At 37.0% G+C, this 24629-nt stretch carries 23 protein-coding genes and 1 pseudogene; 15 read left to right on the top strand and 9 right to left on the bottom strand.

All coding sequences use genetic code 11. The annotated features are described in order from the left end of the window. The first annotated feature begins 181 nt into the window (after positions 1-181). Positions 182-2548, top strand: a complete 2367-nt coding sequence (locus FI644_RS22090) for a penicillin acylase family protein (protein ID WP_053476110.1) — start codon at positions 182-184, stop codon at positions 2546-2548. Positions 2549-2689: 141 nt separating this feature from the next. Next, on the top strand, positions 2690-2824 hold the full coding sequence (locus tag FI644_RS27195; RefSeq protein WP_256376271.1) for a hypothetical protein: 135 nt from the start codon (positions 2690-2692) through the stop codon (positions 2822-2824). Between the two features lie 61 nt (positions 2825-2885). Here the strand turns inward: FI644_RS27195 and FI644_RS22095 are convergent, their stop codons facing one another. The 3 genes from FI644_RS22095 to FI644_RS22105 form a co-directional block, all read right to left on the bottom strand. Further along, positions 2886-3905 carry a DUF3231 family protein gene (locus FI644_RS22095; RefSeq protein ID WP_053476109.1) on the bottom strand — a complete coding sequence of 340 codons (1020 nt, stop codon included), beginning with the start codon at positions 3903-3905 and terminating at the stop codon, positions 2886-2888. Positions 3906-4043: 138 nt separating this feature from the next. Then, complete coding sequence (locus tag FI644_RS22100) at positions 4044-4643, bottom strand: SCO family protein (protein ID WP_053476108.1); 600 nt, start codon at positions 4641-4643, stop codon at positions 4044-4046. Positions 4644-4872: 229 nt separating this feature from the next. Continuing rightward, on the bottom strand, positions 4873-6357 hold the full coding sequence (locus FI644_RS22105; protein WP_053476107.1) for an aldehyde dehydrogenase family protein: 1485 nt from the start codon (positions 6355-6357) through the stop codon (positions 4873-4875). A gap of 394 nt (positions 6358-6751) precedes the next feature. Here FI644_RS22105 and FI644_RS22110 point away from each other — a divergent pair, with 394 nt between their 5' ends. From FI644_RS22110 to FI644_RS22135, 6 genes are all read left to right on the top strand, one after another. Further along, the gene (locus FI644_RS22110) at positions 6752-7348 is read left to right on the top strand and encodes a 4Fe-4S dicluster domain-containing protein (protein WP_053476106.1); all 597 of its coding nucleotides are present in this window, start codon (positions 6752-6754) and stop codon (positions 7346-7348) included. 113 nt (positions 7349-7461) lie between these two features. Next, positions 7462-10002, top strand: a complete 2541-nt coding sequence (gene napA, locus FI644_RS22115) for a nitrate reductase catalytic subunit NapA (protein ID WP_053476105.1) — start codon at positions 7462-7464, stop codon at positions 10000-10002. Between the two features lie 17 nt (positions 10003-10019). After that, positions 10020-10436 (top strand): nitrate reductase cytochrome c-type subunit, encoded by a 417-nt coding sequence (locus FI644_RS22120; RefSeq protein WP_053476104.1) that lies wholly within the window; start codon positions 10020-10022, stop codon positions 10434-10436. Positions 10437-10606: 170 nt separating this feature from the next. Then, a complete protein-coding gene (locus FI644_RS22125; RefSeq protein ID WP_053476103.1) occupies positions 10607-10870 on the top strand; it encodes a chaperone NapD in 264 nt (87 codons plus the stop codon). After that, the gene (locus tag FI644_RS22130) at positions 10867-11424 is read left to right on the top strand and encodes a 4Fe-4S dicluster domain-containing protein (RefSeq protein ID WP_053476102.1); all 558 of its coding nucleotides are present in this window, start codon (positions 10867-10869) and stop codon (positions 11422-11424) included. Before FI644_RS22125 ends, FI644_RS22130 begins: the two co-directional genes overlap by 4 nt. Positions 11425-11435: 11 nt before the next feature. Further along, positions 11436-12329 carry a NapH/MauN family ferredoxin-type protein gene (locus FI644_RS22135; protein ID WP_231690072.1) on the top strand — a complete coding sequence of 298 codons (894 nt, stop codon included), beginning with the start codon at positions 11436-11438 and terminating at the stop codon, positions 12327-12329. 113 nt (positions 12330-12442) lie between these two features. Here FI644_RS22135 and FI644_RS22140 read toward each other — a convergent pair. Beyond that, a pseudogene (locus FI644_RS22140) lies at positions 12443-13038 on the bottom strand (nucleoside transporter C-terminal domain-containing protein). A 178-nt stretch (positions 13039-13216) separates the two neighbouring features. Between FI644_RS22140 and FI644_RS22145 the strand changes: the two are divergent. Continuing rightward, on the top strand, positions 13217-14407 hold the full coding sequence (locus tag FI644_RS22145; protein ID WP_380000843.1) for an MFS transporter: 1191 nt from the start codon (positions 13217-13219) through the stop codon (positions 14405-14407). A gap of 162 nt (positions 14408-14569) precedes the next feature. Here the strand turns inward: FI644_RS22145 and FI644_RS26510 are convergent, their stop codons facing one another. Continuing rightward, the gene (locus FI644_RS26510; RefSeq protein WP_156319115.1) at positions 14570-14713 is read right to left on the bottom strand and encodes a hypothetical protein; all 144 of its coding nucleotides are present in this window, start codon (positions 14711-14713) and stop codon (positions 14570-14572) included. A gap of 219 nt (positions 14714-14932) precedes the next feature. On the opposite strand from FI644_RS26510, the gene FI644_RS22150 reads away from it, so the two are divergent. Next, the gene (locus FI644_RS22150; protein WP_231690071.1) at positions 14933-15076 is read left to right on the top strand and encodes a cold-inducible protein YdjO-related protein; all 144 of its coding nucleotides are present in this window, start codon (positions 14933-14935) and stop codon (positions 15074-15076) included. A 205-nt stretch (positions 15077-15281) separates the two neighbouring features. Here the strand turns inward: FI644_RS22150 and FI644_RS22155 are convergent, their stop codons facing one another. Beyond that, positions 15282-15461 carry a hypothetical protein gene (locus FI644_RS22155; RefSeq protein ID WP_053476096.1) on the bottom strand — a complete coding sequence of 60 codons (180 nt, stop codon included), beginning with the start codon at positions 15459-15461 and terminating at the stop codon, positions 15282-15284. Between the two features lie 132 nt (positions 15462-15593). Continuing rightward, positions 15594-15728: a protein YhfH gene (yhfH, locus tag FI644_RS22160; RefSeq protein WP_075209151.1), complete on the bottom strand. Its 135-nt coding sequence runs from the start codon at positions 15726-15728 to the stop codon at positions 15594-15596. A 252-nt stretch (positions 15729-15980) separates the two neighbouring features. Between yhfH and FI644_RS22165 the strand changes: the two genes are divergently transcribed. After that, positions 15981-18140, top strand: coding sequence for a PAS domain-containing protein (locus FI644_RS22165; RefSeq protein ID WP_053476095.1), 2160 nt, complete (start codon positions 15981-15983; stop codon positions 18138-18140). Between the two features lie 43 nt (positions 18141-18183). On the opposite strand, the gene FI644_RS22170 is transcribed toward FI644_RS22165, so the two are convergent. Next, positions 18184-18954, bottom strand: coding sequence for a hypothetical protein (locus FI644_RS22170; protein ID WP_056684699.1), 771 nt, complete (start codon positions 18952-18954; stop codon positions 18184-18186). 323 nt (positions 18955-19277) lie between these two features. Here FI644_RS22170 and FI644_RS22175 point away from each other — a divergent pair, with 323 nt between their 5' ends. The 3 genes from FI644_RS22175 (at position 19278) to FI644_RS22185 (ending at position 21933) form a co-directional block, all read left to right on the top strand. Beyond that, positions 19278-19859: a TerD family protein gene (locus FI644_RS22175; RefSeq protein WP_053476093.1), complete on the top strand. Its 582-nt coding sequence runs from the start codon at positions 19278-19280 to the stop codon at positions 19857-19859. Positions 19860-19954: 95 nt separating this feature from the next. Continuing rightward, entirely contained in the window at positions 19955-20533 is a 579-nt protein-coding gene (locus tag FI644_RS22180; protein ID WP_053476092.1) for a TerD family protein, read from the top strand. 134 nt (positions 20534-20667) lie between these two features. After that, the gene (locus FI644_RS22185; protein WP_053476091.1) at positions 20668-21933 is read left to right on the top strand and encodes a glycosyl hydrolase family 18 protein; all 1266 of its coding nucleotides are present in this window, start codon (positions 20668-20670) and stop codon (positions 21931-21933) included. Positions 21934-21944: 11 nt separating this feature from the next. Here FI644_RS22185 and FI644_RS22190 read toward each other — a convergent pair whose 3' ends face one another. Next, a complete protein-coding gene (locus FI644_RS22190; RefSeq protein WP_053476090.1) occupies positions 21945-22220 on the bottom strand; it encodes a hypothetical protein in 276 nt (91 codons plus the stop codon). A 204-nt stretch (positions 22221-22424) separates the two neighbouring features. Here FI644_RS22190 and FI644_RS22195 point away from each other — a divergent pair, with 204 nt between their 5' ends. Then, a complete protein-coding gene (locus tag FI644_RS22195) occupies positions 22425-24494 on the top strand; it encodes a transglycosylase domain-containing protein (protein ID WP_053476089.1) in 2070 nt (689 codons plus the stop codon). Positions 24495-24629: the final 135 nt, after the last annotated feature.

Genomic DNA, 24629 nt, shown 5'->3' on the forward strand with positions numbered 1-24629 from the left:
CTCAACGAATCGCGAATATTATTGAAATGTATTGTATAATAGCCAATCCATCTTTAATGAGCAATAAACCAAAAGAGAAATCAGAAATTTTCGATAACTAGAAGGAAGTGTTAAGAAAGTATCGAATTATAGTAAGAAAGTAAATATTTATTCGCAGATTAGAAGGAGGAAATAAAGCAAAATGGAAGTCGTTCAGAATAGACAAACCAAGCGAAAAACCAATTGGAAGAAAATCTCCGTTTGGTCATTTGCTATCCTAGCTGCAATCATTGTAATTACGGTCATTTCGTTATATCTATATATTTCACGATCACTTCCAATGACAAAGGGGGAAATAACGATCGGCTCCATTTCATCCCCAGTTAAAGTAACGCGAGATGACAGCGGGGTCCCGCATATTCTCGCTAAGAATGAACGTGATTTGTACATAGCACAAGGGTATATACAGGCACAGGACCGTCTCTTTCAAATGGATTTAAGCAGACGGCAAGCCTCAGGAAGGTTAAGCGAGGTCATTGGAGAGGCAACTGTGGAAAATGATAAGTATTTTCGTACACTAGGATTAAAGCGTGCTGCTGAAGCCTCATATGATCAATATTCCGATGAAGCAAAAGAAATTTTGAATTGGTTTGCAGAAGGTGTAAATATTTATATGAAAGAACTTGAAGAAAACGGAAAATGGCCAATTGGCTTCAAGCTATTAGGCTATCAGCCAGAGGAATGGAAGCCAATTGATTCATTAACCATCGGAAAATACATGGCATATGATCTTGGTGGTCATTGGGAAAACCAGGCATTTAGATATTATTTGCTGCAGAATTTTTCAGAGGAAAAAGCATATGATCTATTTCCGTCTTACCCAGCTGATGCACCATACATTATTAGCTCAGATAAGCTCGATATAGAAAAAAGTCTGGCATCAGCAATTATTCCGCCAGAATTCAACGGAAGCAACAACTGGGTTGTCAGCGGGGTGAAAACAGCTTCTGGTAAACCGTTATTGGCAGATGATCCACATTTATCACTAAGTACACCTTCCATCTGGTACCAAATGCATTTGCAGTCACCAGAAATGAATGTAAGCGGAGTTATTTTTGCGGGAATTCCAGGTATTATATTAGGACATAACGATCAAGTGGCATGGGGGGTAACAAATACTGGACCAGACGTCCAGGATCTTTATATCGAAAAAAGAAATCCAGACAATCCAAAAGAGTTTCTTTATAATGACAAATGGGTAGAAGCTACAATAGTAGACGAGCCAATAAAGGTAAAGGGAAAAGAAACTATAGAATATGAAGTAACGATAACTCGTCATGGACCAGTTATTTCTGAGTTTGCAGAAGAAAGCGGAAAAGAAGATGTTTTATCTCTACAATGGACAGCTCTTGAACCTTCCATTGAATTGGAGGCAATCGTCGAAATGAACAAAGCGAGTGATTGGGAACAATTTGAGAAAGCACTTGAACTTTTCCATACACCCGCTCAGAATTTTGTATTTGCCTCTCAGGATGGAACCATTGCTTATAAAGCAAACGGAAAAATTCCTATTCGTAAACAAGGTCAAGGTCTTCTTCCGGTTCCTGGGTGGACAGATGAATATGGATGGGAAGGCTATATTCCTTATGAGGAGCTTCCAAAAACGGTTAATCCAGAGGACGGATTCATCTCAACTGCAAACAATAAAGTCATTGATGAAAGCTATCCTTACCATATTAGCAATGATTGGGCCCAACCATATCGTCAAATGAGGATTCAGGAAGTCCTAAAGACGAAGGAAAAACTCACATCCAAAGATATGATGGCTCTTCAGATGGATCAGAAAAACTTACAGGCAGAAGAGTTCGTTCCAATTCTACTAGAAAATCTGGATGCTTCATTAAAAGGATACGAGAAAGAGGCCATTGCTATTTTAAAAGATTGGGATTATCAAGATAGTAAAGATGAAGCAGCACCATTGATCTTTAATCTCTGGATGAAAAAAATTTCTGATGTACTATTTCAAGATGAAATTTCAACGGAAATGAGAGGATTATTTAAAGGGCAAAAACAAGCAGTCGATGAATTAATTAGAAGAGCCGCAAAAGGCAATGAAGGCCCATGGATAAAGGAAAACGGAGGACTTTCTAATGTATTGCATAAATCTTTACAGCTGGCATTAAAGGATGTCGAAAGTCTTCAGGGAAGCACGCTTGCTAAATGGAAGTGGGGGGAATACCATCAAATATACTTCCCACATTCATTATCTAGTGTCAAACCATTAAACTATTTATTTAATAAAGAAGGCAGCATTCCAGTAGGTGGTAGCTCTGTAACTGTACAAGCAGCAGCAAATAAGGAAGACGGCACCGTTAATCATGGAGGCTCTTGGAGATTTGTTATTGATACAGCGGAGATGAACGTAGGCTATCATCTAGTCGGTCCCGGCCAATCAGAACATCCTTTAAGCAAATGGTATCACAACCAGATGAGGGCGTGGGTTGAAGGTGACTATCATCAAACCTATCTAACAGATGTAAAAGGAGAAGAACTGACACTTAATCCATAAAGGATAATCTTTGAATAATTTGTGAAATATGCCAAAATCCTTATTAAATAATTTTAAAAAACCAACCTATTGTTCATAATTTTTTCATATTTTTCATGTACAATAAATCCATACAGGCAGGATAAAAAAGGAGTTTTTATTGTGGCCAAAAAACAACTCGTCGAATTAGTAACCCGTTTAAAAAAAGCAGGTATTAATGTGAGTTTTACAAAACCAAGATCAAAAATGCTGATTGCACTCCCACAGAACAAAAGATTAACTACATCAACAAATTAGAATAACAAAAAGAGGCTGTCACTAATGTCAATGAAAATGGATTTTAGTGGCAGCCTTTATTCTACTTATTATTTCTTTTAGCTAATTTTTCGCGGTCCTCAAATTGTGGTGGCTGTTCCAGCCAATTTCGTTCAATCATTAAATTCATCCCATCTTCACCATATGCCCCTGCTTTAGACATAAACCCTAAATACATTGAAACGATATCTCTGCGCATACTTGTTGAAATACCAGAACCATATGCAGCTATACCAATATTGGAAAGGGCACCTACTATATAAAGCATAAGTTGATCTGAAAATGGAGGACTAGTCGAATTGGTCACATTTTGATCCCATGACATTGCTGTCGGTACATCACTTTCCTCAAGTACATCATGAATTGAACTCAAGAGGTGTGAACATACATGTTTCCCACGAAGAAAATAGTCTCGCAACACTGGTTCTGTTGCAACTTGTGAAAAACCAACACAAGTAGCTTTGCCCACTTCATTATTTATCGCATTCATTACTAAATGGGTTACCTCAATCCCTAACAGTGCTCGACGTCGGCCAAACCAACCTGTTAAAAATTTTTTTTCGTCGACAAAATCAACCTCTTGTGGATAGGTCATAAAAGGAATCCGTACAAATACACCCTTCGATTGCATACAATGAACGACATGCTGATATAACAGGGCAGTATGCCCCATGAAGTCACGGTACATCTGACAAATATCCTCTCGTGCAGACAGCGTAAGAGCAGTTGTATGGGAGGTGACTCCAAATCTAGCTAACTGCAGAACAAATTGTAAATAAAAAATATCTGAAAATAGTTTTGGTGCATTCGGGACAACATGCTTTTCTACTCGAAATCCTTGTGGCACAACAATTTTTTCTTTAAGAAATATAGCTTCAATAGTATCCTTATGGTTTATTGCTACTTGTAAGGTTTCTTCAAGAATTATTTTTACTTCTGGATCTTCCACCGTTTCCAAAAAATGAGTTATCACACATATAACCATACTATCGTTTATATATGTTCCCCATAAGCTTGAAATTTCTGCACAAGTCAATTTAACAATCTCAGTTTTTTCACCCAATACATCTTCCTCCTTTTTACCTATTTTCCCCGATTTATGGAAAAACCATGCAAACTTCTTTTCTTTGTTATAAGAAGTTAAACAAAAAGCGAGGGAAGAAAAATAACCATTTTTCTTCCCTCGCTTTGAACTTCTTTTTTAAATTTCCTTCATGATCTTTTTAAACACGTCATCCTTATTAAAATCTTCTCCCATTGGGAACTTTTTAATAAATTTATTGTTCTCATCAATTAAGAAAACAAAAGTACTATGAACATAGAACCCATCGCCAGGATCACGATATTGAAATTGGAACGTTTCTGCTAATTCACGAATTTCCTTTTGATCTTGTTTCATATTTTCTTGATCACCTGTCAATAACGTCCAATTGCCATCATCCTCGATGTCAAATGTTTTCATATATTTCATCATTTTTTCTGGTGTATCTCGGTATGGATCAATACTAACAGATAAAAATTCAACATTCTTCCCGAAAACACCTTCAGCAACTAAATCGTTTTTTAAAAGGTTCATTCTTTGGGTTGTTGTCGGACAAATATCTGGGCAATGTGTGTACATAAATTCAACAAGCTTTAATTTTTTGTCTGACTTAGAAAATTCATAGTTTTCATTATGCATGGTTACAAGTGAAATATTATCAGGAATCTTTGAAGTCATGTCACGAATGATAAAAAAAGAAATACCAGCGATAATTCCAAGAACAACAATACTTGAGCAAATAATATATATTTTTTTCATTATTAACCCTCCCTTTATAAGGATAATGAAAACTAACCGAAAATCCTATGGATAATCTGTGAACATGTGATATCAATCATAGGTTTTTCAATGAAAGATTTCAAATTTTGGCGTTATTTTACCATATCCAAGAGTGGAGGGGGGAATAGATACAGAATTGTTTGAGAACATGATAGGTTATCAATAGAAAAAAGGAACCGTCAAGTTCCTTTTTTCTGTTACCTATCGTTTATTTCATTGAAATCCAAACACTTTTCACTTCTGTGTAGTTATTTAGCGCATAGGATCCCATTTCTCGTCCCATACCTGACTGTTTATACCCGCCAAATGGAGAAGCGGCATCAAAGGCATTATAGCAATTCACCCATACCGTTCCTGCACGAAGCTTGCTTGCAACGTAATGGGCATTGGCAATATCACGCGTCCAAACACCTGCAGCTAAACCATACTCGCTGTTATTGGCACGATTAATCAATTCATCCAAATCCTCATACGGTAATGCAGAAATAACAGGACCAAAAATTTCTTCTTTCGCAATGGTCATTTCATCCCGAACATCTGCAAAAATAGTAGGGGAGACAAAATATCCTTGCTCCTGTGGCTTTTCACCGCCAACAAGAAGCTGCGCACCTTCACTGACACCTTTTTCAATATAGCCCAGGACTCGATTTTGCTGTTCAGTTGAGACGAGCGGGCCAATTTCAGTATCTGCATGAATACCTGCACCTTGTTTGATTTTCTTAGCATGACTAACCATATCGGCGACAACATTATCAAATTGCTTCTTTTGGATAAAGACTCGAGATCCAGCACAGCATACTTGCCCTTGATTAAACATAACCCCATTTAATGCACCTGGAATCGCCTTTGTTAAATCTGCATCCGGTAGAATGATATTAGGCGATTTTCCTCCTAATTCAAGCGTTACTCTTTTTAAAGTCTTAGAAGCTTTCTCCATTATCAATTTTCCAACTTCAGTTGAACCGGTAAATGCAATTTTGTCCACTAGTGGATGATCGACTAATGGCTGACCAGCTGTTTCACCAAATCCTGGTACAATATTCACTACACCAGCAGGGAAACCGGCTTCTTCAATTAATTCTGCTAAGTATAAAGCAGAAAGCGGTGTTTGCTCCGCAGGCTTCAATACGACTGTACAGCCAGTCGCGAGAGCTGCTCCTATTTTCCACATCGCCATTAGGAGAGGGAAGTTCCATGGAATAATTTGCCCTACTACACCTACTGCTTCATGGCGTGTATAGTTGAAAAATGGACCGCTTACAGGAATCGTTTGTCCTACAATTTTTGTCGACCATCCGGCATAATATCGCATATGCTCAACAGCTAGCGGAATATCCGCATTAGTTGTTTCACGAATAGGTTTCCCATTATCTAATGTTTCCAATTGTGCTAATTCTGCACTGTTTTCTTCCATTAAATCTGCAAGTTTATACATAAGTCTGCTTCTTTTCGCTGCACTCATCTTTGACCAAGGACCTTCATCAAACGCCTTTCTAGCAGCTTTTACAGCAAGATCGATGTCCTCAGGCCCTGCCTCGAATACATTAGCTAGCACCTCGCCAGTAGCTGGATTATATGTTTCAAATGTTTTTTGAGACTTGCTTTCAACAAACTCTCCATTAATATATAGATGTTTTTTTCCGGTTAGAAATTTTTCTACCTTTTCCTTTAGACTAACTGTTAATTGACTCATCATACTCCTCCTTTAAAATAGTAATCTATGTATTTCATGCTGCTAGTTTAAGAAGAATGCCTTTGTGAACGCTTACAATACTATGTTAACACTATGAAAAATTGATAATCAATGAATAATTAAACAAATATTCTGACAACAATCGACACGTCTTTTCTATGAATATCTTTTTCCATCATTGTAAATATGTCAGAAAAATGGCAGTAGTTTGAACTAATGGTGAACAATTTACCTGTCCGACACGAAAAGCCAGTGTTGATGCTATTTTTCCTCTTTTTGAACATTCTGTGATTTGAGGAATATGTCACAGAACTACGATTAGGTTAAGAATACGATAAAGATAAGTATTTCCAGTAATAACTTAAAAGACCTGTATTCAAAGGGGGGCAAGGGAATGAAGGGTACAGGATTATTCAAAATTTTGATTGGCGGGCTAGCTGCATATGAACTTCTCGGGATGATGAAAGCAGGAAATAAAACTGTTCTGCGGCCCCCGGGAGCAGTTGATGAAGATGAATTTCTTGCCCTTTGCATTAGATGCGGGAAGTGTAATCAAGCCTGTCCCTATGACTCTATCAAAATGGGAAAGGAAAACCTAGGCTTTGGGATTGGAACTCCTTATATCGATGCAAGAGATAATCCATGCCGCCTTTGTGATGACTACCCTTGTGTTAATGTTTGCCCAACAGATGCTCTAACAGGAATTAATAATGTATACGATGTAGAAATGGGCCTAGCTGTTATTGATACGAAACATTGTATTGCTTACCAAGGTATGAGGTGCGAAGTATGCTATCGTGAATGTCCATTAATAGACGAAGCAATTAAATTAAATATTTATGTAAAACCTGATGACCCAACACACGCTGTCTTTGCACCTATTATAGATCCTGAGAAATGTGTGGGCTGTGGGATCTGTGAAGAAAGATGTGTCATAGAGAATCCTGTTGCGATAAGAGTTAAACCACGAGTAATAAAGGGGATCTTTTAATAGCGGTTTTTAGTGGCATGAGCACATAGATTAGATACATACTGCTCAACAAATTTAAGCCACTTTAAATAGATAGATAAAGTCTCTTCATTTAAAAGGGAGGAAAGTAAGCTATGGAATTATCTAGAAGAACCTTGCTTAAAGCAACTGCAATCTCCATGACAATGGCTGTTGCTGGCTGTAAAAAGAAGGAGGCAAAACCTTCAGGAACAGAAGTGGCAATAGCTGGAGAATCAACAGAACCAGATGAATGGAAATCGACTGTTTGCCGATTCTGCGGTACAGGATGCGGTGTATTAGTAGGAATAAAAGATGGGAAAGTTGTAGCCACTAAGGGTGACCCAGATAACCGTTCAAGCAGAGGACTTAACTGTATTAAAGGTTTTTATGTAGGGAAAATCTTATTTGGAAAAGATCGCCTGACAAAACCGTTAATACGGGAAGACAAATCAAAAAAAGGTACAATGGAGGGTTTTAGAGAGGCTTCCTGGGAAGAAGCACTTGACCTGGTAGCAAAGAAGTTAAAGGAAAACTATGAAAAGGATCCAAAATCGATCGCATTCTGGGGCTCTGGTCAGCAGACAATCATGGATGGCTATGTATCTGTTAAACTTTGGAAAGCTGGCTTATTAAATAATAATATTGATCCGAATGCAAGACTTTGTATGGCCAGTGCAGTTACTGGGTTTATGTCTACTTTCCAGTCGGACGAACCGATGGGCTCCTATAAAGATTTAGATGAAGCAGATGTTTTTGTTACATGGGGTGCCAATATGGCTGAAATGCATCCTGTTCTGTTTTCACGTTTAACAGCTAGGAAGATTGCAAATCCAGGCGTTAAACTCTATGACATAACCACTAGACATTCTCGGACTTCTGAAGTTGCCGATTCTGTTTTAGTATTTAGACCGCAATCAGATTTAGCAATCGCAAATGCCATTGCAAACTATCTCATTCAAAATAAAAAATATGATCAAAAATTCATAGATGAACATCTCCAGTTTAAGGCAGGAACAGAGAATCTTGGCCATTCCTTTAAAGATGATTATGATGTAACGGATGGAAAAGATGCGGATAAGGTTTGGAATATCACCTTTGAAGAATATAAACAGAGTGTAAGCACTTATACATTTGAAAAAGCGGCAGAAATTTCCGGAGTACCAGCTGCAGATATAGAAACTCTTGCGAAAGAATTTGGAGATCCTGATAAAAAAATCATGTCTCTTTGGACCATGGGAATGAATCAGCATACACGAGGAACATGGATAAATAATCTTGTCTATAATATTCATTTATTAACTGGAAAAATAAGCAAGCCAGGGAACGGACCATTTTCATTAACTGGGCAGCCTAGTGCCTGTGGTACAGCTAGAGAGGTTGGCGTATTCTCCCACAGGCTCCCTTCGGATATGGTCGTAAGCAACCCAGAGCATAGAAGATATACAGAAATGATTTGGAACTTGCCTGCGGGTTATCTTGACCCGATTGAGAAACCAGGGTTCCATACGGTTAAGATGTTTAGGGAATTAGGGAAAGGAAATGTCAAATTCCTTTGGAGTATGTCCAATAACTGGGGACAAACGATGCCAAAACTCAATCGTTATCGCGGGAAGGATGCTGACGGCAAGGGAGTTCTTGATGGATTTATCGTTGTTTCGGAAGTGTATCCTACTAAATCAACAGAACTCGCAGATGTCGTTTTCCCAGCAGCTATGTGGGTTGAACGGGAAGGACAATTTGGCAATGCAGAAAGACGTACGTCAGTGTTCGAAAAATGCACAGAACCTCCAGGGGAAGCTAAATGGGATATATGGACACTTGTGCAAGTAGCCAAACGTGTACTAGATGGCAAAATGATAGGCAATAAGGCAGCTTTTGATGTCCTCTTTGGAAATATATGGGATTATGATAAAAATGATTTGCTAGAAGATGGCCATGAAGTCAATAGCCGTTTGTGGGCTGAATATCGCTCTTTTACAAATCCCCATGAAAGTACAAACAAAGAAATTCAGGAACTCGGTAAAAAACTTAAATTAAAGGCAAAGCAAATGGCTCCATACGAGGAATATTTCAAACAGCACGGAATTTGCTGGCCAGTCCGTGAGGTAAATGGCAAATGGGTAGAAACAAACTGGCGGTATGTACACGGGAAACAAGAAGAAGGCTATGACCAATATGGAGTAGAGGAATTTGGAACAGTAGGAAAATATAAAGATATTGATTTTTATAAATCGGATGATCACCGTCCAAGTGTCATTTTCCGTCCATTTGAAGATGCAGCGGAAATACCTGATGCCGAGTACCCATTCTGGCTTTGTACTGGACGTGTACTAGAACACTGGCACAGCGGTTCAATGACACGACGTGTTCCAGAACTCCATCGAGCTGTACCAGAAGCTTTCTGTGAAGTTCATCCTGAGGATGCCAAGGCATTAGGCATTCAAAACGGAGACTTGGTCAAGGTAGTATCAAGACGAGGTGAAGTACAAGTAAAAGCCACAACGAAAGGAAGAGGAAATCCCCCTAAGGGACTCATCTATGTACCATTTTTTGCCGAGGAAACATTAATCAATCTTGTCACACTAGATTGCTATTGTCCAATCTCAAAACAGCCAGATTATAAAAAATGTGCAGTTAAAATTGTTAAGGCATAAAGATTGGGGGGAATATCATGAGAAGCAAAGAAATACTATTTGTTGTTGCATTTATGCTAATCATATCGATCGCAATTGGAGCAACAAAATTATCAACACCACAATCATCAGAAACAGATGATCAAACTCCACAGAAAGTGGAAACGGTATCCATCCCTCAGCTGGAAGTGGAAGGAAGGGAAGCCTCTGCAACAATGGTGCTCCTCGGTGCACCGCCAATGCAGCCTGCGGATCACATTGATCGCTGGAACCCTGAGATTCATCATGAAAGCTGTATGACCTGTCATGCAGTTCCGGAAACTGGGGCACCGACGCCTCCAGCAAATCATTATTATGATGAAGACACAAAAGGAACAATCTTTAGAGACAATTGCCAGCAATGCCATGCCACACAAAATGATAGTAAAACTGCGTTTAATGAGGAAGAAAAATAGATTTTATAGATTAGTATGAGGTGCCTTTGGTGTACACGCTCATATCGTTTTATTCAAATAAATAACATAATGAACGGATACACCTTTGGCAAAGAAAAATAGAAAAAACTATTTAAAAAAGCTTATAAATTATGAGAATTTACAAATTTCACAGGAAAGCCGGGGATTTTATGGTGATATCAGGCATTTATATAGAAACGATTCCGGGCGGAGCCAATAATGCAGCTGCATTATTAGCTGAAATAAATGGAGTTGAAGTCCATCATATAGAGGATGATTATAAAATTATTCTTACGATTGAAGCAGAATCAATTAATAAAAGCTATGAAATTGCTGAAACCTTCAAGCCTATTGATGGAATTCTTACGATTTGTTTAGCCTACAGTAATTTTGAAGAGGAACCTGCTTATCAAGAAGCAGGTGTTTTCAGATGAATGAAAGAATAAACAGAAGGCAATTCTTATCTATTAATTTAGAGGCAACTGTTGGTTTTTTGGGGAATTTTCTCGGTACACAAATGGAACAGGAAAGAGATTTTTTCAGACCTCCTGGTGCCCTTAATGAACTTGAGTTTCTAACATCTTGCACGAGATGCGGAAAATGTAAAGATGGCTGCCCAGAGGGAATTATCAATCTATTTACTTTATCTGATGGAGCGAAACTGATAAATACTCCTTACTTGAATCCGAATCAGAGCCCATGTACATTTTGTATGGAATGTGTTGAGGTATGTCCAACAAATGCTTTAAGCAGGATAGGCTTACTTGAAGAACCGTCGATTGGAAAGGCAGAAATTTTAACCAATCGTTGTCTAGCTTTTCAAGAGGTAATGTGTGATTTTTGTGTTCGTTCCTGCCCAGTTAAAGGAGCACTTGTTTCAATGAATGGGATACCAAAGGTAATTGATGAAAATTGTACAGGTTGCGGAATGTGTGTAGCAAACTGTATCTCTGAACAAAAAGGAATACGCATCCAAACATTAGGTTAGGAATGAGCAGGATGAGAAATAAGGTATTTTCAATCCGAAAATGGACAATAGCAAGAAGAATTATTCAATTTTTCATTATCGCCCTTTTTTGCTCACCACTATTTTTTGTTGCAGTAGAGGGAGAAAATTTTTTCTTTGGTTCTTTAAGTTCCTCCACAATTGTCGGGATTGTGCTGTCAGATCCATTCGCCGCATTGCAAGTGATGATGGCATCGAAACAAATCCATTTTGCTTATTTAACTGGAGCACTGATTATTTTTGTGTTTTATTTAATTATTAGAGGCAGAACATTTTGCAGCTGGATCTGTCCTGTTAATACTTTGTTAGAGTTAACTGAAAAATTTAGAAGGTTCATGAAGGTTCCAGATAAGATGTACAATCGGCATACAAAAAAACATTTGGCACTTGCCATATTACTTTTATCATTTCTGGTTGGGGTTCCAGTCTTTGAATTATTTTCTCCTATAGGATTTACAATGAGGAATGCCTTATTTACTTTCGGAATAGGAATATGGATCATCATAGCAATAGTTTTATTCGAACTTCTAATTTCGAAACGTGGGTGGTGCCGTTATTTTTGCCCTTTAGGGGGATTTTATCAATCGATCGGAAAAGCTGGGATTTTCAATGTGAAATTTGATCATGATGCATGTGTTGGCTGTGATAAATGCCGTTCTGTCTGCTTTGCAGATCCAGTTATATTAGAACCTGGTATATTTCGAGAGAGTAAATTTGTTGTGTCTGGTGATTGTAGTCTCTGTGGAGCTTGTGTCGATCATTGTCCATTTGGTGCATTAAAAATTACTGCACAACTTCCGACTTCTAGATATAAAGAAGATTTGGTGATAGGAAAGGAACAGTTTGAGAAGGAAAGACTAGCAAAATGGTATAATATTAAAAATTGAGCCTATTCAACAGGACAAAACCAATTTGGTTTTGCCCTGTTTTTTCTTGGTAAGCTACTGCCATTGCTGGCAGCTTATTCACTCTTATCATTTCTGTTGGAGTTGCTTTTTAACTAAATAAACATTCCTGCAATAGCGGCACTTAATAAGGATGCAAGTGCACCTGCAATTACTGCTTTAATGCCTAGTTTGGCAATGTCGCTTCTTCGTCCTGGAGCAAGATTCCCTAAACCTCCGAGAAGAATAGCCATTGATGAAATATTAGCAAAACCGCATAAAGCAAAGCTAATAACAATCACAGATTTTGGAGACAAATGACTGATTTCAGGTGCAAAAGAGGAGTAGGCAACAAATTCGTTTAACACTAATTTCTGTCCGATATACCCGCCAGCTTGTACAGCTTCATTCCAACTATCGGTAAAACCTGGAAGGCAAATATAGTCCCAATATTAGTCCCTTCAGCAAACAATCCCCCAAAAAGGAAGTTAATTCCTTCATTTGCATAGCCAACAACTTCATTGACTACATTTGTAAACTTCTCTAATGCCTTTTTCCCGTACTCCCATTTTAGTACAATAACAGCAAACCCCACTTGGATTGCAAGCCCTGCAAGGATTGTTCGAATATTAATTGCCTTTCGATTGGAAGAGAGAAGAAGAGCGATAGCAAAGATCGTCGCAATCCCCAATAATCCCCAAATATAATTCATGAAAACACACCTCGTACACAATTTATCATTAGATTTTCCCCAAAATCAAAAGAGTCATACAAAAATATTTTGTCGTAGTGTAAAGATAGTTAAGATTTGCCACTTCAAAAGTGATACAATATATTTTGCATTCTTTTTAAATACTAGAAATTTCAAACTAAACAATATGTGAGGATGAATAATGAAAAAGGATATAAAAAGAAATATATGGACAATGCAATCATTCTATTTACTAACTTTTTTCGGAACTGGAAGTTTATATCCTTTACTAAGTGTTTACTTAAGTGATGTCGAACATTTAAATGGATATCAAATCGGGACAATTATGTCGATTAGTCCGATTGTCATGATATTTTTTCAGCCTATATGGGGAATGGTTTCCGATAAATTAAACGCACCTATCAAAATACTAACAGCTGCCACAGTAGTTGCAGGAATATTTGGGTTAGGATATATCGCTTTTAACGGCTATTATTGGATATTTATGACAGCAACATTAGTTGCCATTTTCCAAAGTGCCATTATACCCGTGTCTGATAGTCTAGCATTAAAATATACAAGTAAGGTCAAGGTGAATTATGGGAATATCCGCTTGTTTGGTTCTCTTGGCTTTGGTCTTGCTGTTTTTATTATGGGAAGGCTATCTGAACTAGATCCAGAAATTATTTTCTATTCTTTTTTCTTTTCTTTATTACTAGCGAGTTTTCTTGCTTCTAGAATGCCGTTTGAAAAAAGTTCAAAAAATCAAAATCTCCTCGGGGGAGTAAAAGAGATACTTTTTCATAAGAAATTTCTTGTCTTTCTTGGAATCACATTTTTAGTTTTTGGTCCAAACCTAGCTAACAATACATACTTTGGATTGTTTATTGATGGGAGCGGGGGAACATATACAGGAATCGGGATTGCTTTTTTACTAGCCGTCTTATCTGAAGTGCCGTTTATGAAGGTAGCTGCAAGCTGGATTAATCGGATTGGATTACTCCAAGTTGCGACTATTGCTGGAATCGTGTCGTTAGCAAGATGGCTGCTTTATTTTGCTGAACCTGATCTTTGGATCATCTATGCTACTTCCATCTTACAGGGCTTCTCAATCGGTCTATTTATACCTGCAGGCTTACAGTATATTCGGGATATCACACCCGTCCATATTACAGCAACAGCGATTACACTTTACTCTGCAATTGGAAATGGCCTAGGAAACTGGTTCTGTACTTTTGTCGGAGGGATCATCTTTGAAGAATCTTCTATTTTTACCGTATACTTATTTTTTGCCATTCTAGCTTTTATTGGGATTTGCTTAAGTTTATGGTTAATTAAGGAGGAAAAGGGAAGCTCAAAAATACGTGCTACTAGTAAAATGAACTTTTAATTTCTAAGCCCTCCATTACGGAGGGCTTTATTTATTTTAAATCTAACTGTATTAGGAAATATATAACAGTTTTAAAAAAAGGAAGTTCTAAAGTGGAAGGAGGGACTGCCATAAAAAAACGAAGCTGGAAAGTACAAAAATTGCTCGCAACTTCATTTGTTCTTATTTACTTCTATTGTCCGATCTCTTTGCCAAAAGTTCTTTTACTTCATTGTATGATAAGCCTGATTCACGATTAAGCCGTTTAACCTCTTCAATATCAGTTCCTACAACAGTGTATTTATTTGTTTTATTATTCATATTCATTGTCATATCCTCCATTTACAATTAGATACCCTAAACTTTTCGAAGGTTAAATCTTCCTTAATATGAACATACTAAGTAAGAAATGCGTAAGTGCCTTCGGAACCATCAAAGTACTGATCGTTCCTGTAAGGGTAATGCTAAGGCGCTAGTACTAGATAAAAGGGGGCGTTTGCTATTTTCTTTAACCGAAAAAATCAAGATGATAAACCAGAAGTCGTCATGTTAGATACGGAAATTTATTCTTGCAGCCATGATGATTGTAATGGATGGATGAGAAAAGATTTTGCTTCAGATGACTTAAAATGCCCATTATGCGGCAATGATACGAATGCTGAAATGCGTGAACTTCCGCAAATTGAATAACGTTTTTCAAAAAGACTGTTGAAGAGAGATAGACAACAGTCTTTTTATATTGTTAAGAAAATGAATATTATCGGATATAATGGATAATTTTGTTCCGAATTGGTCTGCGTCCAACTCGCAAGGAATTTTAGGCAGCACGAGTATAAACGCAAGAGTCTCGACTTATGATTGTCGGGGGTGATCAAGTCACTGGCGTATTTATTCTTTACAAGTTTTCATTTTGCTGGCCTATTTCATTTTCACCAATAAGAATATTGGCAGTTTCTATTGAGTGGTGTTCGTTTAATGCCCCCCCTCTATAATTGTTTTCATTCGGATGCTTCTCATCCTTGCTCATAATCCTATAATCATTAATTCCTTCGTTTGTATTTTTTTGCTTCTTCAATTTTAGTTCTCCTTTCTTCCTTATCAATAACATGACAATTAATTCGACCCCTTATGCATGTTTGAAAAAGAAAATCCCTCTATATAAAGAGGGACTGATCTATCTATATCTGTACTACCTATTTACTAGCTGTTATTCCGCTTTTTTTGATAAGCATCGATCACATTCCAACAGATAGGTTTCTACATGTTCATGAACCCTTTGACCACATTCTGGGCATACTTTACCTTGCTTTCCTTTTGATTTTTCATTTGCCACATTAATCATAGTAACTCCTCCTTTTTATAATACAGACTTATTATTTTCCGATTGTTATAGTACAGTATACACTAACAGAATTAAAATGTGTACAATAATTAAAAGAATATTTAAACATTTTATTATTTTTTAAAAAATTCCCTAAGGTAAGATATATAAAGATATTTCAGATTTTCACTTCCAACCAATGGTTATTTGGATTACAATCATACTTGTGATTATTTTTTTATGCCTTAATTAAAGGGGGCTTTTAGAACATTTATGCTAGACATTTTACAATTGTTTAATCCAATGCTTATTTTTGTTGCGATGGTTCTTACATTTATCGCATCCTATACAGGTTTAGATTTATTCTCACTTACACGTTCTACTGAAAGTAATAAAGGATTTCTATTTTTAGGGGGTACCTTTTCGCTTGGAGTAGGAATTTGGATTATGAACTTTATTGGGATGGTCGCCATTAATATGAATGGGTCCGCGACCTATCATATTCCGTTAACTGTATTATCACTTGTTTTTGGCATTGCATTTACAGGAATGTCATTTTATTGTGTCATTGATATGAAACTTAAATTTCGCCATTTGTTATTAGGCAGTTTTTTTATGACCATAGCGGTCTTGTCGATACATATTACCGGTATGTATGCCATGAAAATGAATATCCATTATAATCCTGTCCTATTTTCAGTCTCAACACTTCTCATCTTTTGCTCATTTGTATTTTCTTATTGGATGCTATTTTATTCTAAAGGTCTTTCACGTATTAATGAAATATGGATTATGCCCATTAGTTCACTAGTCATTACAGGCGCTATTATTGAAGGATATTTACTGTTGCTGCGCGCATCCTCTTCAATGAAAACATCAGGTACTGCACAACAAACGTCTAATCCTGAAACCTATCTGATTTATCTCGTCTTTTTTGTTTCGATACTAATCCTAAGTGGATTAATTGGTTCAAGAACGATTACAGGAAAAATGCTTGCTGTAAGCAACACGAATCTAAGCGATATTAAGTCAGCACTCGATGAATCTTCAATCGTGACCATCACAGATCCAGATGGAAAAATAACATATGTGAATGATAAATTTGTTGAAATCTCAAAATATGAAATGCATGAAGTGCTGGGTAAGACTCATAATCTCTTAAATTCAGGCGTTCATTCTACCCAGTTTTTCAAAGATCTATGGGATACCGTATCATCTGGGGAAATTTGGAGAGGTGAAATATGTAATCGCTCAAAGGAAGGGAAACTGTATTGGGTAGAGACAACGATCGTGCCATTTCTCAATCAGGAGGGAGTACCATATCAATTCGTTTCGATTCGATCAGATATTACTGCTTTGAAAACAACCGAGAAGCATCTAAAAGAAACATTAAAAGAAGTAAGTGATATAAAATTTGCCCTAGATCAATCTTCCATCGTTGCCTTTACAGATGAAAAAGGAATCATTACGAATGTGAATGACCGTTTTTGTGAAATTTCGAAGTACAGCAGAGAAGAAATTATCGGACAAACACATTCTTTGTTAAATTCCATGTATCATTCAAAAGAGTTTTTCCAAGAGCTCTGGAGGACAATCGGACAAGGAAAAGTTTGGAAGGGGGAAATTCAAAATAAAGCGAAGGATGGGACGCTTTATTGGGTTGATACAACGATTGTACCTTTTTTAAAAGAAAACGGGAAACCATATCAGTACTTAGCTATTCGGAATGATATTACCGAGAGGAAGAAAAACGAGGAAATTATGCATCGACAGGACAAGCTGGCAACAGTTGGACAGCTGGCAGCTGGTGTTGCACATGAAATCCGCAATCCATTAACTTCAATGAGAGGGTACACCGAGTTCCTTCAATTAGATGAAACAAATAAAGAACGGCAAGAATATTTAGACATCATCCTTGATGAAATTGATCGTGTAAACAATATTGTCGAAGATTTTATGATGCTTGCAAAACCAAAGGCAGTCGTATTAGAGGAAAAAAACATCATTCCTATTATTAAAACAGTACTTTCATTATTTGAATTTGAAGCAAGGAAGAAAAATATTCATATTTACTTTGAATTTAACCAAGAGAATGTAACTGTTGATTGTGATGAAAACCGTTTGAAGCAGGTTCTCATAAATTTCATAAAAAATGGGATCGACGCCATACCTAATGGAGGAGAAATAAGAATACGCGTAAGGGTTGTTGGTCAAACCGTACATGTATCCATTCAGGACACAGGGATGGGAATTCCAAAAGATAAACTAGAAAAAATAGGTGAACCATTTTTCACAACGAAAAAGAAGGGAAATGGACTTGGTTTAATGGTAAGCTTTCATATTATTGAAAGTCATAACGGTAAGGTTGATGTTGAAAGTGAACTCAATAAAGGTACAACTTTCACAATTAAATTACCTGCCAAAACAGCCTAATAAAAGACAAAAAGGAAGGAGAAACCCTTCCTTTTTACTTTGATCATTTTGAATGTCTATCCTCTTTATCATTTTGATGAACAAAAAAACTTTGAACAGGTTTCACCATTTTCTTGAAATTCTCTTCAAAACTTTGACTTATAAAGGAAGCACGTTCATAAACAACCGTACGGAGGTTATCAAGCTGCCGAATGATTTTCTGCGTTAATGCCTCTTGTACGTCTAATCGTTCCATGACTGTTGTATGGTAGACTTCCTGCACCTCAAGTTGCTTTATCATCTCGTCATACCGTTCTTCTTGTTTCACCAGCTGTTCCGACATCTTTGTTGATATCGATTCAAAATTAGCGATTTTGCCTGTAAGCATTTCTGTTGAATGATGCTGTATCGAAACTTGGTCCAAGATTGCCTGATTGATTAGATTTTCTCGTTCGATTAACTTAACAATGAGCCCATTTCTATTTTCAAGAAGGTCAAGACGTTCGAGAAGCAGACTATTTTCGTTCTCCTGCTGTTCAATTGTCGATAATAAATGGTTTATGAGCCCATCCTTATTTTCTAATTTGTTAATAAGTGTGTTGAAATATTCATTTTGATTCGCTGTAGAAACCACCATTTGATGATGAACATCTTTAAATGAATGGTCAATCCGACTATCCAATTTTCCAAAAGCTTCTGAAAAACGATGGTTCACTTTCTGTTGTTGCTCAAGGACACTCTGCAAATAATTATAGCGAAAGGTTTCTTGATTGGATGTTTCATTTATCTCTTTCCTCTGAAATAGCCTTGGTTCTATGTCACGGTTAGAAAACATTCCTATCGTTCACTCCTTCCTTCTCATACCACATAAAGCAGTACTTTTTTTATGTTATGTTTATAGACAAGAAATGGTTGCAAGATTGGGCTGCTCACTAGACGTGTATAGAGAAAATCCCATAAATTTAACGACAATGGTAAATTTTTGATATATTATTGTAGCCAGTAAAGTTTAACTTTAGTAGAATAGGTTTATAAGAAGGGAACATAGGTGTAAATGTTTTACGTAAATAGATTAAAACGGTTACACTAGTAGATGAAAAGATATCTTTTCACTTCTGTTATTTTGTAAATTAATTATTTGGGAGGATGAAAGCGTTTATGGCTATTTCACTATCTAAGGGACAAAAAGTTGATTTAACAAAAACAAATCCTGGGCTGTCAAAAGTAATTGTTGGGCTTGGCTGGGATACAAATAAATATGATGGGGGCCAAGATTTTGATTTAGATGCAAGCATATTCCTTCTTGATTCTGCAGGCAAATGCGCTTCTGATAAGGATTTTATTTTCTATAACCAGCTAGAAGGCGGAAATGGTTCTGTTGTACATACTGGCGATAACCGTACAGGTGAAGGGGACGGCGATGATGAGCAAGTGAAAGTTAACTTAAGTGCTGTTCCAACGAGTATTGAAAAAATTTCGTTCGTTATTACCATTCACGATGCAGAAAGCCGTGGGCAAAACTTTGGTCAAGTATCGAATGCATTTGTTCGTATTGTTAATGAAGATACGAACGAAGAAGTTATTCGCTACGATCTAGGAGAAGATTTCTCTATTGAAACAGCAGTTATTGTAGGCGAATTATACCGTCACTCAGGTGAATGGAAATTCTCTGCAGTTGGATCAGGCTACCAAGGCGGCTTAGCTCGTATTGCAACAGACTTCGGTTTGCAGGTAGGATAATTTCCCAATTGCTAATTGCTATACAAATAGATAAGCCAGGTAGACATTACTCTATCTGGCTCATTCTTTAAACTAGATTTTAGGGAGGGTTTATGATGGGAATTCAATTATCGAAGGGACAACGAATTGACCTAACAAAAACAAATCCTGGATTAACGAAAGCAATCATCGGACTTGGCTGGGATACAAACAAATACCAAGGCGGACATGATTTTGATTTAGACGCTTCCGCTTTTTTAGTTGATGCAAATAATAAATGTCAAAACGATCTTGATTTTATCTTTTATAATAATCTGCAGCATCCAAGCGGAGCTGTTATTCATACAGGTGATAATCGTACAGGTGAAGGGGACGGCGATGACGAGCAGCTTGTAGTTGATTTTACAAAAATCCCTGCAAATGTTCATCGTATTGGGATTACTGTTACGATTCATGATGCAGATCAGCGTATGCAAAACTTTGGTCAAGTATCAAATGCGTTTGTACGCTTAGTGGATGATGCAAATAATCAGGAATTATTGCGTTTTGATTTAGGAGAAGATTTCTCAATCGAAACAGCAGTTGTTGTCTGTGAATTATACCGTCATGGAAGCGATTGGAAGTTTAATGCCATTGGCAGCGGATTTTCCGGCGGTCTTGCATCTCTTTGCCGAAATTATGGTCTACAGGTGTAGTTATACATTTCTACTCTCAGTAATAAGCTCCTTTCAAATAATTTTTGAAAGGGGTTTTTTTATCCTTAATTGTACTAATAACTGGAGGATATACCATAAACTTAAAAAAAGAGTGGAAAAAGAGGTGTGAAATCATGACAGTTCATGTCGTGAAAAGTGGTGAATCTATATGGTCAATCGCACAGAGCTATCAGGTACCCCTCTCATCAATTATAGAGGCAAATCAGCTTAACCAAAATGAAACGATCATTCCTGGATTAGCACTTTATATTCCTAATAATGGCTTACCTATAAGGTCACAGATCGTTTCACTAGGAGATACCATTAGCAATTTAGCGAAAAAGTTTCAAACATCGATTAATCTTATTCTAATGGCAAATCCAGGGATTAATCCATATCAGCTAAGAATTGGACAAAAAGTAAATATACCTTCTCCACTAAAATTAGTAATGGAAACTCTCGGTTTTATCGTTCCGTATTCTCCAAAGTCATTCCTGCCAGTCCTAAATCAAATAGCTAGTAATCTCACCTATTTATCAATTGTTTCCTACTCATTAACATATGAAGGATATGCGTATATCCTTTTGGATGATACAGACCTTATTACTGAAAGCAGAAGACTGAATGTCGTTCCACTTCTAATGATTAGAAATTTCGTAAATGACGAATTTAGTCCGGATCTCATTGGTAGAGTACTTGAAAACCCGCGTTATCGGCAAAATTTAATAAATAGTTTAATGAGTTTTATTTTACAGAAAGGGTATGGAGGAGTAAGCATTGATTTTGAATTTATTCCTCCGCCAAGAAGACTGGATTTTAATCTGTTTCTTTCCGAATTGAAAGGAGCATTAGGCTCTCTCATTCTACATGTAAATGTCCATGCAAAAACAGAAGACATTCCAACGAATCGAATCATCGGAGCATACGATTATGAAGCCATTGGGAGAGCAGCGGATATTGTTGCTGTCATGACAATTGACTATGGTTACCCAACAGGACCGCCAAATCCTGTTTCACCATTATGGTGGATGGAACAGGTAATCCGTTATGCAACCAGTTTAATTAATCCGCAAAAGCTGCAAATTGCCTTGCCTTTGTATGGCTATGATTGGAGGCTTTCCGATAACAAAACGAGTGCCCATTCTCTCCTTGGCGCACAAAATTTATCTATTGCAACTGGTTCGGTCATCAATTACAATCCTCAGGCTGCTACACCATCGTTTACTTATTGGCATGGAGCGGAAGAACACATGGTCTGGTTTGATGATATTCGAAGCTTTCAAGAAAAATATAAGCTTATCGATCAATACGGTCTTTTAGGTACAACCTACTGGCAGTTAAGCCTTGCATTTCCACAAAATTGGTTTTTTATGGATCAAAACTTTCTAATTACGCAGTGAATCTTGTGTTATTAATCAATTGTCTGCAATTCATCTTCAAAATAAAACATACTCGGATTTTCTTTAATGGTATAAGAATATCTTTTCATATTTGCAATATAACTAGATTTATTTATCGTGACTTTTTCTCCTGTTGAAATTAAAATAACAACTTCATCCGCTTCGAATTTATTATTACGTTTCATTGTCATTCCTTCTTTCTGTTTTATCATAAAGACAAAAGAGTATAAAAAAAGACGCCAATAAGGCGTCTTTTTACGTATTGCGGCGATGACTGCACGCCACATTCGTGCATTTCCTTTGAAGGACTGTCCATCGGCTTACGCAATTAGCTCATCGCATATCTAATATAACATATATAATAAATAATAGCAATCAACACGTAATGACATTTTATTATAGAGCAAAAATGACACTTTATGAAACCTTTTAGGCTCATTTTCGTTTATTATAAAGATATAACTTTGAAATGGATATAGTAGGGAGATACGATGAAAAGAATTCAGCCAATTTGGGAAGCAATTAGAAGGTTTTGGCGTAATAAGCATCTAACAAAAATATTGCTGCTCATTTTACTTACACTTGTATTATTAACCATACTCTTTTTTGCCTTCATAGCCGCTACTGCAAATGTGGAAACGTTAAAGGAAGGATTAAAGCAATCTACTGTCATCTATGATAAAAATGAAGAAGTTGCTAGCCATTTAGCTACTAATCGGTCAGAGGGTGTTTCGATTGAGGAATTACCTGTTTATGTTAAAAACGCAATTGTAGCTATTGAGGATGAACGTTTTTATGAGCATAATGGTTTTGATTTGAAGGGGATTGCACGAGCATTCTTCAAAAATCTGTTTGCCGGAAGAATAACTGGAGGCGGAAGTACAATTACTCAGCAGTTAACAAAAAACGCTTTACTTTCATCTGAAAAGACGTATAAACGTAAAATTGAGGAGCTGTTTCTAGCTGTCGAAATAGAAAAGAACTATAAAAAAGATGAAATATTGCAGATGTATATGAATCAAGTTTATTTTGGGAGCGGAGCTTGGGGCATAGATCAGGCTTCGAATAAATATTTCAATAAAAGTGCTAAAGACTTAACAGTAAGTGAATCTGCATTACTTGCAGGGTTATTGCAATCACCCTCTGGAAGGGACCCTTTTAAGCATTATGATCGTGCGATCGAGCGTAGAGATGTCGTTTTAGGAAAAATGAAGGAACACAAAATGATTAATGACAGTGAATATGAGGAGGCAATTTCTGAAAAAATTGAATTAGAGGAAGGACATGGCAGCTTCATTGAAAGAAAATATCCTTATTATGTTGATGCCGTCCTTGACGAAGCTATTAATCAATACGGACTAACACAAGAAGAAATTTTTACAAGAGGATACAGAATCTATACAGAAATGGATCAAGATCTTCAATCCAATCTTGAAAAGATATATGAAAGGGATTCACTATTCCCGAGAGGAAAAGGTGGTGTCCTCGTGCAAAGCGGTGCCGTATTATTAGATCCACAATCAGGCGGGGTAAGAGGTCTTGTAGGCGGCAGAGGTGATTATGTATTCCGCGGTTTTAACCGGGCTACCCACATTAAAGCTCAGCCAGGCTCAACCATGAAGCCTTTATCCGTATATACACCTGCATTAGAGGAAGGCTACCAAGCAACCTCTATCTTAAGGGATGAGCCAATGAACTTCGGGGACTATAAACCAGAAAATTCTTCGAAACAGTACGGTGGAGACGTTCCAATGTATAAAGCTGTTGAAGAATCTTTAAACATCCCTGCTGTCTGGCTGCTTGATCAAATTGGGCTAGATAAAGGGCTTGATGCTTTAAAACGTTTTGGCATTCCGCTTGAGGAAGAGGATGAATATTTAGGGATTGCTTTAGGAGGAATGCATAAAGGAATTTCACCAATGAAACTGGCAGAAGCGTATTCTACCTTCCCAAATGAAGGGAAGCGACATGATGCTCACCTTATAACTAAAATTGTTGGACCGACTGGCAATATTATTGCTGAAAGGAAGAAAAAAACAGTTAAAGTCACCTCAAAAACTGTAGCCAAGCAAATGAATTCCATGCTTCTTAATGTTGTAGAATCTGGAACAGGAGAAGCAACGAAAATAGATGGCGTTCAAATTGCAGGAAAAACTGGAACAACACAGCTGCCTTACAATGATATAAATGGTACAAAAGATCAATGGTTTGTTGGTTACACACCTAATATTGTCGGAGCAGTATGGTTAGGTTATGATCAAACAGATCGTGAACATTATTTATCGAGCAGCACGACGAAAACGGTTGTCCCTTTATTTAGAGAAATCCTTGAGCAATCGCTTCCGTATATTGAAAAAGATGACTTCTCGACAAAATCTGTAAATGAGAAACTAGCTCAACAGAAAGAACAAAAGGAAGTCAAACAAACCATTAAGGATTCTGCTGAAAAAATAAAGGAAGAACTACCCAAATGGAAGGAAAAGCTGATGAATGTAGTGGAAGAGCTTGACCAATTTGGCGATTTCCTTAAAGATAAATGGAAAAATACTTTTAATAATTAAAATAAAAGGAGAATAGCAGTCCTCAAAAGGACACTATTCTTCTTTTATATTCACAGAGTGTTATAATATGGATTATTAAGCTAGCGATTTGAAAGCAATCGCTATTTCTCAACTATCATACTGCTAGCAAATGAT

The organism is Cytobacillus solani (assembly GCF_006704205.1).
Lineage (GTDB): Bacteria > Bacillota > Bacilli > Bacillales > Cytobacillaceae > Cytobacillus > Cytobacillus solani.

Excerpts from the sequence above, each read along its gene's own strand:
- FI644_RS22105 (WP_053476107.1), bottom strand. The coding sequence starts at position 6,357 with ATGAGTCAATTAACAGTTAGTCTAAAGGAAAAGGTAGAAAAATTTCTA.
- FI644_RS22165 (WP_053476095.1), top strand. The coding sequence starts at position 15,981 with ATGCTAGACATTTTACAATTGTTTAATCCAATGCTTATTTTTGTTGCG.
- FI644_RS22180 (WP_053476092.1), top strand. The coding sequence starts at position 19,955 with ATGGGAATTCAATTATCGAAGGGACAACGAATTGACCTAACAAAAACA.
- FI644_RS22100 (WP_053476108.1), bottom strand. The coding sequence starts at position 4,643 with ATGAAAAAAATATATATTATTTGCTCAAGTATTGTTGTTCTTGGAATT.
- FI644_RS22195 (WP_053476089.1), top strand. The coding sequence starts at position 22,425 with ATGAAAAGAATTCAGCCAATTTGGGAAGCAATTAGAAGGTTTTGGCGT.
- FI644_RS22170 (WP_056684699.1), bottom strand. The coding sequence starts at position 18,954 with ATGTTTTCTAACCGTGACATAGAACCAAGGCTATTTCAGAGGAAAGAG.
- FI644_RS22120 (WP_053476104.1), top strand. The coding sequence starts at position 10,020 with ATGAGAAGCAAAGAAATACTATTTGTTGTTGCATTTATGCTAATCATA.
- yhfH (WP_075209151.1), bottom strand. The coding sequence starts at position 15,728 with ATGATTAATGTGGCAAATGAAAAATCAAAAGGAAAGCAAGGTAAAGTA.
- napA (WP_053476105.1), top strand. The coding sequence starts at position 7,462 with ATGGAATTATCTAGAAGAACCTTGCTTAAAGCAACTGCAATCTCCATG.
- FI644_RS22185 (WP_053476091.1), top strand. The coding sequence starts at position 20,668 with ATGACAGTTCATGTCGTGAAAAGTGGTGAATCTATATGGTCAATCGCA.
- FI644_RS26510 (WP_156319115.1), bottom strand. The coding sequence starts at position 14,713 with ATGAATATGAATAATAAAACAAATAAATACACTGTTGTAGGAACTGAT.
- FI644_RS22125 (WP_053476103.1), top strand. The coding sequence starts at position 10,607 with ATGGTGATATCAGGCATTTATATAGAAACGATTCCGGGCGGAGCCAAT.
- FI644_RS22190 (WP_053476090.1), bottom strand. The coding sequence starts at position 22,220 with ATGTGGCGTGCAGTCATCGCCGCAATACGTAAAAAGACGCCTTATTGG.
- FI644_RS22130 (WP_053476102.1), top strand. The coding sequence starts at position 10,867 with ATGAATGAAAGAATAAACAGAAGGCAATTCTTATCTATTAATTTAGAG.
- FI644_RS22090 (WP_053476110.1), top strand. The coding sequence starts at position 182 with ATGGAAGTCGTTCAGAATAGACAAACCAAGCGAAAAACCAATTGGAAG.
- FI644_RS22110 (WP_053476106.1), top strand. The coding sequence starts at position 6,752 with ATGAAGGGTACAGGATTATTCAAAATTTTGATTGGCGGGCTAGCTGCA.
- FI644_RS22175 (WP_053476093.1), top strand. The coding sequence starts at position 19,278 with ATGGCTATTTCACTATCTAAGGGACAAAAAGTTGATTTAACAAAAACA.
- FI644_RS22150 (WP_231690071.1), top strand. The coding sequence starts at position 14,933 with ATGTTAGATACGGAAATTTATTCTTGCAGCCATGATGATTGTAATGGA.
- FI644_RS22135 (WP_231690072.1), top strand. The coding sequence starts at position 11,436 with ATGAGAAATAAGGTATTTTCAATCCGAAAATGGACAATAGCAAGAAGA.